The following is a 12,346-nucleotide window of genomic DNA, read 5'->3' on the forward strand; positions in this document are numbered from 1 at the left end:
TTTTATAGTGTAATTGTGTTTTTAATTTAAATAGTGTACTTCAAAATTAATAATGGTAATCGATGATATTTGTTCCTGCGATAAGTGTTTTATTTTTCATGGATGTTTTTATTTCTGATGGCACTAATATGAGTGTCATAGCTGTATTTGCATTTAATTTGAAATTAAAATTTCCAATAACCTTTCGTCCAATATATTTTTTTGATACACTATCATAAATATTTACGGAACTGTTCCCTACATTAAAGGATACATTTTTTATTTCTTTATAAGGGTTGTAAAACAAAAACGTAGGCAATGCTCTTGAAGAAAAGAAATCGGTTGCATTACAGTTTATTTTCAGAATTCCTTCCACATTTGTCGTGTCAACAATTGAGGCCAACATTCCAACCCAAGCTGATCCATAAGGACACAAATCGGTAGCTGAGGAATATTGTTTCATCTGATCACCCAAAGCATAAGGACCTTCATTTGCCAATACATCTTTATAAACTTCAAAACCATTGCCATGATCTAAATCTTTGCGAAGACCCTCATAGCAAATCACATGGTTTGGATCTCCCTGCCATACGGCACTGGTTTGTCTGTTTTTTGGATGTTCATCGCTATAGAAAAGTCGACTGGAATTTGATAAATTCAAAATCCATTTTCCAATGGTTTTAGAATAAGAAGGATTATATTTTACAATTGGAACCAATGCTGCCGCTTGCGAAAAGGTGTTCATTGCGAAAGCATATTGTTCCTCTTTTTTTTGCCCCACTAAACCATCAACATCATATTGCCCCCATTTTTCAGCCATTACACCCCATCCATTACGGTCGGAGTTTTGCCCGTCAAAACACCAATTCAATAGTTTTATTTCGTCGTATTTTGTTCCTAATTCAGCATTCATTCGTACTGCCATGTATGCACCATAAGGCATCATGATCTCATAATAAGCACCTTCTTTTTCTGGTCGGTTTTGTAAATAATCCATACAGGATTTACTCGCTTGAAGATAGGAAGCATCTCCCCATTTTTTCCAAGCGGTAAATTCAAGCCATGCTAAACCCGCAGCTGCATCTGGCTCATGCCAAACACCGTTATAAACTCCCTTGTTAGTTTTAAAATCGAAAGCAGTGAAATTAAAATCAGGATATTTTTTTTCTTTGGATAATCTATTTATACAGACAATCCACTTATCGGCATTCAATTTCATGATGTCAGCGATTTCCTTTTTTTTAGGATATTGGTCCACGAGCATATTGAACGCCATTCCTGGAAAAATATCATACCAAAAGGTTTCACCTGTTTTTCTGTCAACAGAATTCATAACTAAATTTTCTCCGTTTTTAGTATTATAAAATTGTCGACACATTGATACAAAATCAATTCCGTTGTAATTACTTTTATCAATTCCTACCAATGACGCACCCAAAACAGAACCAATTACGGGTAATGATTCATAGCTAGACTGTTTATTCATATTTCTTGAAGCACCAACATAACTTGGAATCCCGAAAGAACGAATGGGTACATTTACTTTATTATCATCCCACCAAATTAATGGCAGAAGTGGTCCCTTAGCATTAAAATCATATAAAAGCGAATCTTGTTGCGCTGTTACTTTTTTCCAATCCTTCATCTTGTAGGGCGTCGGCATATTAGGCATTGCATCAACCAAACGAATTGAAATTTGTTCTGCGGCTTTTTGTGCATATCCTAATTGAAAAGTCGCCAGAGCAATAAAAAAAACTATTTTGCTTTTTATCATGTTTTTATTTTTTAATGCTGGATTATATTGATTCTCTGATTCCGAATAAAGAGTTATTTCATAATTTGTTTAAAAAAAGAAGCAGTAATTTTTAGTATTTAACTACTACTTCTCAATGGTACTAACTAACTAACTAACTAATTCGCTAACCAAACTTTATTGTCTAATATCCAGGATTTTGTATCAAAAGACCTGCAGAGGCATCAATTTCTGATTGAGGGATTGGATACAACATATGTCGGTCTTGAAAATTTTTCCCATGAGCGGTCATAACTGCTTTCGCAATTCCCCATCTTTTTAAATCCAGCATTCTTTGATTTTCAAACCCGAGTTCGGCTCTTCTTTCTGAAATCAACCAGCCTTTGACAACTGCTTTGTCAGAAGAATTAGCTCTGTCTAATAATGTGCCGCTTGGCGGAACTAAACCAAGTGCATTTACCGTAGTTCTGGCTCTGGCTCTTATTTGGTTAATTATAGCAATCGCTCCAGAATAATCACCCGTTTCGTTAAGCGCCTCTGCTTTCCAAAGTAAAGCATCGGCCATACGCATGTAAATTTTATTATTAGGTGCTTCATCATTGCCTTTATTCGTTCCATCTAAGCTTCCTAACATTTTATTTACATTGCGATTTGTAGTATTTACAGTATATAATTTTCGGGGATCATTAACCTCAAAGGAATTAAGAAAGTCTGTACTGGGAGCAAAGAATCCCCAATCTAATGGTGCACAAATTCCATTTCCTTTTCTGGGAGTCTGCACTCCTTGATGATTAAACGCAAAAATAACCTCCAAATCTGTAAACTCGGTGCTAAAACTATCAAAATAATTAGCATTCAGGCTATATCCAAGCGGAGTCAATTCGTTTACAAGAGTGATTACTTCTGCCCAGTTTTGTGTATACATTGCTGCTTTGGCCTGAAGAGCGATTACGGCTCCCTTTGAGACTCTCCATTTTTCAGTAGTTGAGCTGTATTTTGAATTTGGCAAAAGCCCTTTTGCCAATACTAAATCGGCTTTAATACTGCCCCAGACTAATGCTTTGTCAGCTCGAATGGCATTCGTAAAAGCTTCTTGATAGGTTTGAACAGGAGCCAAAATTAATGGCACGTCACCAAAATTAGTCACCAATGAAAAATAATAATAGGATCTTAAAAAATAAGCTTCTCCCAAGAGTTGATTCTTTCTTTCAGAAGTGATACCCGTAACAGACTCAATGTCAGATCTTGTTAAGAAACCAATAGCAATATTAGTTCTTTTGATTCCTTCATAATCATATTTCCATAATCCGTTTGGTCCGCCATTAGTAGAAGTAAAAGTATAATTATTGATATCATCCATCCAAGGCTGATCTCCGTCAGGATTCCATTTTTTTTCCATATCGTCAGAAGCAATGTCCTGCATTACATAATCATTTTGAAAAACAAGCCCTCCATTCCAATCCCATTGTGCCAAAAGATTTAAACTATTTGAAAGTAAGTAGTAGGATGAGTTTACCGAAAGCTCTACCGAAGTAAGAGTTGGAGTAGTATTTGCCTGCTTCAAAGTTGTTGCTCCTATGGGATCAGTAGTAAGCTCATCTTGGCAGCTAACTGCAAACAATAAGCTCATAAAGATTGATGCTATAAATATTTTTTTCATAATTTAATATTTTAAAAGTTGAATTAAAGTTGAACTTGAAGTCCCAAAATAAATGCTTTTGATTGAGGGTAGGTTCCTTTATCAATCAATGAAGTTGATTCTGGATCTAATCCTGTGTATTTTGTAATTGTGAAAAGGTTTTGACTTGAAGCATAAATACGTAAATTTTTAACTCCAACAACCTTACTATCAAACGTATATCCTATTTCAATATTTTTTAATCTAAGGTAAGAAGCATCTTCAACAAAAACACTGGAAACATTTCCTCCTCCATTATTATTGAAAGTAACTCGTGGTGTTGTATTACTGGTCCCTTCACCATGCCAGCTATCCAGCACCGAAACCATAGAGTTGAATGGACGACTATCGTAATTTAAAATTTGCTTCAAATCGTTGTAACGATCCACTCCTTCTACCCCTTGTAATAAGAATGAAATATCAAAATTTTTGTATTCTCCCGAAAATGAAAAACCATAGGTCATTTTTGGAATAGGATTTCCTATAATAGCTCTATCATCAGCATTAATCTGACCATCTCCATTTAAATCCTTGAACTTAATGTCCCCGGGCTGTGTATTATTTGAGTTTGAAAATAAAGTAGTATTTATTTCAGTATCGTTTTGATAAATGCCGTCAAATACAAGACCATAATAGGAACTAATGGCTTGTCCAACTTCCGTTTTTGTATGGGTCCCATCATCAATAATATTCTTCACATAAGTTTGAAGTTTATTCACCCTATTAGTTAATGTGGCAACATTTGCATTTATATTATATTTAAAAGCATGATCATTATCCTGAAAATTTAAACCAAGTTCAAATCCTTTATTACTTACAGCCCCTGCATTTACAATTGTACTTTCAATTACACCAACAGAAACCGCTGGCAAGTTTACCGATAATAGAATATCAGTTGTGTTTTTTTCAAAGTAATCCGTTGACAATGAAAGTTTATTTTTAAGGATACTCAAATCCAATCCAAAGTTAGTTTGAGTTGTAGTTTCCCATTTAAGATCAGGATTCCCGTATCGAATGATGTTGACTATTCCGCCTGTTGTTGAAACTAGAGTTTCAAAAGCATTATTCGGTATTTCCTGATTGCCTGATTGCCCCCAACTGGCTCTTAATTTTAAGTTAGAAATCCAATCTATTTTAGACATAAAATTTTCTTTTGATACTATCCACCCACCAGAAACAGATGGAAAATAGCCCCATTTATTATTGGCTCCAAATCTGGAAGAGGCATCAGCTCTCATGGTAGCAGTTGCAAAGTATTTGTTATTAAATCCATAAGTACCCGAAGCAAAATAAGATAAAAGAGCCCAATTGCTCGCTGAACCAGAACTATATGGAAAGGCTCTTATTACATTCCCATCGGCATCTAAAACACCTTGACCACCATAATCAAGATATCTGAAAGAGTCAGAAGTGTTATCAAAATTTTGTCTGCTACCGCCTATTGCAGCAGCATCGCTAGTAATGCTTTCCTGACCTAACAATAAATTGACGCTGTGCTTTTCATTAATTGTTTTTACATAGTTTAAAGTGTTCGTAAAAGTGAATGTCATACCTTGACCTCTATTTTCATCTAGTACATTAGGTCTATTATTTCTTCCCAGACCATAATAAGTATTATTGACATCACTGATATTAGCATCTCCAAAATTTTGAGCGAAATTTTTGTTATGGGTAAATTGAATATCAACACCCACATTACTTTTAAATTTTAAAGAATTATCTTTTAAGAAAGCATATTCTCCATATACATTTCCAAATGTTTGAAACGTATTTCTTTTGTCATCTGTAAAATGGACTATAGCAATTGGGTTTGAAGTAAATTCATAATTTTGACTCCATCCATTATCAGGTCCCGTATAGAAAGGTAAATCCGTATATGGATTGCTTGCAGAATAGGTGGGATCATTAATGTCTTTATAAACCCCTAATATTGGCGAACGCAATAAAGCATGGCGAATGATACCCGGTGCATCTCCACTGGAAGATAATTTGTCTTGTTTTGCATGGCTAATCTGGAGATTAGTTCCCACATTAAACCGATCTGAAACATTCGCATTAATATTTGCTCTAAAATTTACACGCTGGTATTTATCATGGTTTTCTACTACAATTCCATCCATTCCAAAATAACCTCCTGAAATTAAGTATTGCAAATTTTCAGAACCTCCACTAATTGAAGCTTGGAAATTTTTTGAAATCCCAGTTGTAAACAATTCATCCTGCCAATTTGTATTGGCTAAATCACTTCTGCTTCTGTCTGCTACATAAGGGCTAATTGCCGAGGAAGAATTCCCTATAGTATTATGCCAAGCCTGATCTTTTACCGTTAAGTATTGATCTGTATTTAACATTTTAGGGAGATTCGTTGCAAAATGAAGTCCCGAGTAATAATCGGCACTAATTGTTGATTTCCCTTTTTGTCCGCTTTTGGTTGTAATAACCACCACTCCTCCAGCAGCTCTTGAACCATAGACTGCTCCTGCGGCGGCATCCTTCAATACCGTCATCGATTTCACATCCGATTGATTAAGAAAAGAAATATCGCGAGTAGAAACGCCGTCAACAACATATAAAACATCGTTATTTCCTAATGTTCCTTCTCCTCTTATTCGAATTTTAATACCATCACCAGGAGCTCCCGTATTTGCAGCTACAAAAACACCAGCTATTTGTCCTTGTAAAGCTTGTGCCACATCGGGTACTTTTGTTTTTGAAAGGCTCTCCATATCTACCATAGAAACGGCACTACTTATGGATGCCTTTTTTTGGCTATTGTACCCAACTATAATTACTTCATTTAAAGAATTCAAGTCTTCTTTTAGGGTAATAATTAAATCTGTTCTTCCTGATACAGGTACTTCTTGGCTTAGATAGCCAAGATAACTAATGACAAGGATAGCGTTAGAATTCACTGTAGAAATGGTAAAACTACCATCAATATCAGTTACCGTTCCTGTTGTTGTTCCTTTAACGATTACATTTACTTGTGGTATGGGACCATTTTTATCTGATACAATCCCTTTTATGGTTTGGGCATACAATGCACTCCCTGATAATATGGTCCAAAGTAAAAACAAAGTATAAACAGTACTTTTTTTCATGATAAGAAAGTATTAAATTGATTATTAACTAGAATATTTTTTTTCATGTTCATAAAAATTAGGTTAATTAAATGCATTAATGGTTTTTTGGTTTATAATTCATAAATCATTTTATAAAATTAGCAGGAGGACACATAGAATTATGTACACTATTTCATCAAAAGTGTACACGAATCAAAAACGCATTGATTTACAGATGTTTAAAATAATAATTAGTACTTAGCTTTGTACTTAAATTGATAGTTTTTTGGAGTGCTATCATACATTTTTTTAAACTCCCTGTAAAAATAGGAACGATTATTAAAACCTGATTGGTAGCATACTTCCGAAACCGTCAATACATTTTTACGCAAAAGTTCTGCAGCATGTTTTAAGCGTATTGTCCGAATTAAATCTCCTGGTGTAAAACCAAAAATCTGTTTTATTTTTCGATATAATTGAGAACTGCTAATACCTAATTCTTTTTCGATGAATAAACTTTGAAGATTCTCATTGTCAATATTTTTTCGAATTAACTCAATTACCTTTTTCACAAAGTCTTTTTCTTCCTTTTCTATGGGAAGATTTGTGAGGTTCTCGATAAGAGTATCCTGAGTAAAATATTTATGTATTTGTTCTTTTTCTTCCAGCAGTTTTTGAATTCGGATTAAAAGATGATCTGGATGAAAGGGTTTTGGAATATAAGAATTAGCACCGCTTTCAATTCCTTCAATTCGTTGTAAAACCGAATCTTTGGCAGTAAGCATGATAAATGGAATATGACAAGTCTTAATTTCTTTTTTTACTTTTTCACAAAGTGCTACGCCATCCATAAAAGGCATCATTATATCGCTAATAATAAGATCCGGAATTTGAATTTCAAGAATATTCAACGCTTCTAAGCCATTATAGGAGACAATAATTCTATACTTTTCTCCTAGTAATTCATTCAAAAAGAGATGAATGTCTTTTTCATCTTCAACAATTAATATTGTTTTACGATGGTCTTCCAGAATTGTAAGAGATGCTATTTTAGGGTTTATAGTATCCGATATCTTAGGATTTTCTTCCAGAATATTTTTGAGATGGTGAGAAATCAAAATAGGGCTTAACTCTGTATCCAATTCTTTTTCACTAAATACTTCTTTGCTGCAAGGTAATAGAATCGTAAAGATTGTTTTTTCATTTGCAATGCTTGAAACAATAATTTCGCCTCTCAAGACGGTAACAAGTTTTTTAATATAAGCGAGCCCAATACCGGTTCTAAACAGATCATTATCGGTTCCTTTATTTGTGTCAGAAAGAAAAAATCGATCAAATAAAGAATCTAATTTTTCTTGCGAAATTCCTTTTCCTGTATTAACTATCGTGATATTTAGTCGTTTTGGATCCCCGTCCTCAATATGAAATTTAAGGTCAATTTTACCATTAACTGGGGTATATTTAAATGCATTTGACATCAGGTTAAACACTATTTTCTCAATTTTATCTTTGTCAAACCAAGCCAACAATTCAGACGGAATATCCAGATGGTAATTAATATTTTTACTGAGCGCCCATTCATCAAATAGTTCCGCAATTTGTTCTACTAAATTCACCAGATCAAACTCTTTTACACTTACTTCTAAATAATCATATTCGGCTTTTCTAAATTCGAGTAATTGCTGTGTTAAGAACAGTAATCTTGAAGTGTTTCTCTGAATCATCTGAATAAACTTCTGATTCTTTTCACTCAAATTTGTCGTTTCAGACAACTTTTGTATGGGACCTACAATCAAGGTCAAAGGCGTTTGAAACTCATGGGCTATATTAGTAAAAAAGGTAAGGCGGTTTTCATGTAGCTCTTCTTCCCGTTTTCTAAAAAGAATATTTTGGCTCAAAGATTGGCGTTTCTTGTAATAACTGAGTACAAACAAGATGAAAAGCACAGCCAATACAGTATAAATTACAAAGGCAAGATTCGATTGCCAGAGAACGGGTTTAATTCGGATGTCAATTGCATGAACCGGATCACTCCAAACACCGTCACTATTAGACCACTTTATCCACAGGGAATAATTCCCTCTGGGAACATTCGTAAAGGAAATAATTCTTCGGTTATTGATTGTATTCCATTCCTTATCAAATTTTTTCAGTTGGTAGGCATATTGGCATTTTTCACTGTTAATATAAGTTAATGCGGCCAACTCAATATCAAAAAAGTTTTGATTATGATCTAAAACAATAGACGGATGTGTATCCGAATCAGGCGAAATAACCAATCCCTGATAATAGGGAACTGCTTGGTTTTGTCCACTAATTTTATCAATTAAAATATCAGGAATTACAGAGGATTCTTTTATATTTTGAGGAAGAAAATAATTAAACCCTTTTATTCCTCCCATAAAAATAAAATCTGATTTTGGATCTTGGTAAAATGCTCCATCAGCAAATTCATTGTTTTGCAAGCCTTCATTTTTAGTGTAATTGATAAACTTTGATTCTTCTAGAACAAAGTTGGACAGTCCAAAATTAGTACTTAACCATAGATTAGATTTCGAATCCGAAACAATCCCATGAATGGTGTTATTTGGGAGACCTTGATTGGTAGTATAACTTTTAAAAATAGCCCTGCCATCGCTTCCTAAATGATCTAAAAGATTTAAACCAAAACTGGTTCCTATCCAAAGCCTATTTTCTCCATCTTTTTTCAAACTCAATATATCATTATTGGATAGGCTTTTTGGATCACCTTTTATGTTTTTGTAAGTTTGAAATTTTTCTGTTATTTTGTCAAAAAGATTCAAACCTCCCAATCGGGTTCCTATCCAAAGTTGGTTCTCCTTCTCGGGTACTATGGAGTAAATAATATTACTGCTTAAAGCATTTTTTTCTTTATTATCAGCTTGGTATATCTTAAACTGACTTACTTTCAGGTTTTCTCCAGAACGCTCAATTTTGCAACGAATCATCCCATAACCATTCGTTCCAAGCCAAATGAATCCTTTTTTATCCTGATAAATGGCATAAACAGATTTGAAATAGTGGCATTGTTCCTTTCCCAGAATTTCTGACCAACTGACTAATTTTGATTTTGCCAAGTCGTAAACAGTAATTCCATTTCCATCGGTTCCTATAAAAACAAGCCCATCTTGTCCTTTGCATAAAGAAAACACCGCATTATTAATAAGGCTATTGTTTTCGTTAAAATTTTTATATTCTAACGTTTTATCCGGATTTTGATAAAAATTAGGAGCCAATCGAAACAGTCCTTTTCCTTTTGTTCCTACCCAAAATGAATTTCCCTTTATTTCTAAAAATGCCCTCACAATACCACCATCCAGTTCAGGAATTTGTGTTTTTGAAATTAGATTGAATGGTTTTTTAAGCGGATACATTTTAAAAATTCCATCCCCATCAGTACCGGTCCAAATCACATTTTCACTCCCTTGAATCAAAGCAGTCACTTTTTGATTCTTGAGATATTTCAACCAGGGTTTAGTGAAGACATTTCCCAAACTATCAATAATACGATAACCCGAATGGCTAGATAAAACAAGACCCTCAGGCACATGACCAATACTGTTTTCTATATTTTGTACTGGAATTTCCTTGTTTTTTTTATCCGACATGGAATGTAATATAACTTTCCCTGAGGTCGGAATAACAACTATTTTCTGATTAGACATTATTTCAAACGTTCTAATATTGACAGAAATCAAGGCTGTTTTTGAAATTATTTTTCCGTTTGCTTTGGCATTCTCAATAGACAAGGAATAAAGTTCTTGATCTTCAAACAATACGATCAAATCGCCCTTAGATGTAAATTCCATTTTTTTAACGGATTTTCTAGGAAGATTTTTAGAACTTAATAATTGAAAAGCCGTACCGTCGAAATAACCAATTCCCCAGTCTTTTACGGCACAAAAGACTTTTTTGGATGGATCAAGTGCCATATTGAATTCTGATTCCGATAATGGAGGGCTATTCTTTCTGGAAAAATAATAACGTTCAAAACGATCCGTTTTTTTGTTATATTGATTAATTCCGTGCATTGTCAAGATCCAGATCCTACCCAAATCATCTTCGTCTACTTTAAGAATGACCTGATTACTAAGGCTATTTTCTTTATTAATTTCGGGTCTGAAAATTTTGAAATTAGTCCCGTCATATCGGTTTAACCCATCCCAAGTCCCAACCCAAAGTAAATTTTCAGAATCTTGAAAAATAGTATTCACAGAGCTATTGGAAAGTCCCTTAGTATTATCAAGTTGCTCTAGAGAATATTTTAAATCACCTCTCCTAGAAGAATCTAGTAAGGACAAATTGATAGTGTCAGTTTTTGATCTTGCTATTAATGGACTAACTTTTTTTGAATCGTCCAAAGATGCTGATTCCTCTTTCTTGTTACAGGCAATAAATCCCATAAAAATAAAACCAACAACTATCTTTCTTATTTTCAATTTGGCAAATCTTTTTTTTAATTTATAATGATAATATTTACTTTAGAATAAAAAGATTTTTTTTGAATATGAGTAGCACAAATATTCAAAAGGGAATATGCTTAAAAACATATATCTAAAATAAAACATACCGAAATCGATATAACTAGGTGTCCAAATGTACACAAAAAAGAAGAAATAGAATAAGATAAACGCTAAAACACATACTATTTAGAAGGGAAACTTTGGATATCCTATTATTAATCTCAGTTTAATCAATTCATCCAAAAGCCTTATGAGTATAATTAATGACAAAAATTTAAATAATATTAAAATGAAGTGAAATTCAAAATTGAAGGTGAAGATGAAAACACAAAAAAATAATAGATTATTTAAGAGGAAAAGATTTTGAAGATGTTCGATTGAGTGGGAATCTAATAAAGGAATGGTGAGGTACTTTCGTAGGCATATTAATATTAAAAAAATAAGAGAACTGAAAAACTTAACACGTGATTTTGTTGCTGCAGAATTAGAAATGAGTACTAGTGGCTATGGAAAAATTGAACGAGGTGAAATTGATTTAACAATTTCGAGAGTTGTTCAAATTGCAGAAGTTTTATCGGTCTCTGTTTTCGATATACTATTTTTTGACGCGGAAATTTTTTTCATAAAAGATAATATTCCAATTGAAGTTAATATTAGCAAGAATTATGTTGAAAGAAAGAAATATACTATCCCGAACATCCGAATAAAATGCTAAAAAAACAGAATTAATTATTTTGACTGCCTTTCTAAATCGGCCACATGTGTATTTTTATATTAAAGCCACTACTTTTTAATCCTCTAAAAAGAGTTTGAACCTGCCACTTTATTTATAATAAACCATTGTTTGTTCGGGTTTATTGAATGAAACAATAATTAAAAACTCCATTTTTCCGTTTCGGTCAATGGTTTTACTCCCTGAAAGATAGCGTTTTCGGATAATGATAAAAATTGCCTGTTTTCAAATTATTGAACAACCAAAAAGCCTTAATCTCTTCCTGTTTTTGGTACGAATAAATTTTGAAATTATTTCTGATTCTGATGTAATACCAAATGTTGTTTTGGTTTAAAAACGCTAACCATTTTCCCCCGACAAACTCTCTATCAGCCAAAAGACAATCTACACTTTCCTTGCCGAACCAATTAGCTAATTCATAAAAACTACATATATTGTAAGTCTGCCATATCATTTCGCAAGAATTGCGCATTCCTGACGTAGCATTATTTCATGATCTGTTTTCTTATAATTTGTTCTGAGGTTATATTTCATGTCTTCGAGTTTTATGCTAATATTTTATTTTTTTTATAAATAATAGCACTAGTGTCCACTTAAAATAAGTTGAAAACCAGCTGGTTAGTATTATGTTCATTGACATTATTGTAATCTGATTTC

Annotated in this window: 5 protein-coding genes; 1 reads left to right on the forward strand and 4 read right to left on the reverse strand. The window is 33.3% G+C overall.

The window, feature by feature from the left end:
* Nucleotides 1-46 precede the first annotated feature (46 nt).
* The 4 genes from EKL97_RS13260 to EKL97_RS13275 all read right to left on the reverse strand — a co-directional run bounded on the left by EKL97_RS13260 (nt 47) and on the right by EKL97_RS13275 (nt 10,932).
* A complete protein-coding gene (locus EKL97_RS13260; protein WP_126462729.1) occupies nt 47-1,753 on the reverse strand; it encodes a hypothetical protein in 1,707 nt (568 codons plus the stop codon).
* 163 nt (nt 1,754-1,916) lie between these two features.
* Nucleotides 1,917-3,392, reverse strand: a complete 1,476-nt coding sequence (locus EKL97_RS13265; protein ID WP_126462732.1) for a RagB/SusD family nutrient uptake outer membrane protein — start codon at nt 3,390-3,392, stop codon at nt 1,917-1,919.
* A gap of 23 nt (nt 3,393-3,415) precedes the next feature.
* Nucleotides 3,416-6,511, reverse strand: a complete 3,096-nt coding sequence (locus EKL97_RS13270; RefSeq protein WP_126462735.1) for a SusC/RagA family TonB-linked outer membrane protein — start codon at nt 6,509-6,511, stop codon at nt 3,416-3,418.
* A 212-nt stretch (nt 6,512-6,723) separates the two neighbouring features.
* Complete coding sequence (locus tag EKL97_RS13275) at nt 6,724-10,932, reverse strand: two-component regulator propeller domain-containing protein (protein ID WP_126462739.1); 4,209 nt, start codon at nt 10,930-10,932, stop codon at nt 6,724-6,726.
* A 424-nt stretch (nt 10,933-11,356) separates the two neighbouring features.
* On the opposite strand from EKL97_RS13275, the gene EKL97_RS16120 reads away from it, so the two are divergent.
* Nucleotides 11,357-11,671: a helix-turn-helix domain-containing protein gene (locus tag EKL97_RS16120; protein ID WP_126462742.1), complete on the forward strand. Its 315-nt coding sequence runs from the start codon at nt 11,357-11,359 to the stop codon at nt 11,669-11,671.
* The last annotated feature ends 675 nt before the right edge of the window (nt 11,672-12,346 follow it).

Origin of the sequence: Flavobacterium sp. LS1P28 (assembly GCF_003970335.1) — a bacterium.
Lineage (GTDB): Bacteria > Bacteroidota > Bacteroidia > Flavobacteriales > Flavobacteriaceae > Flavobacterium.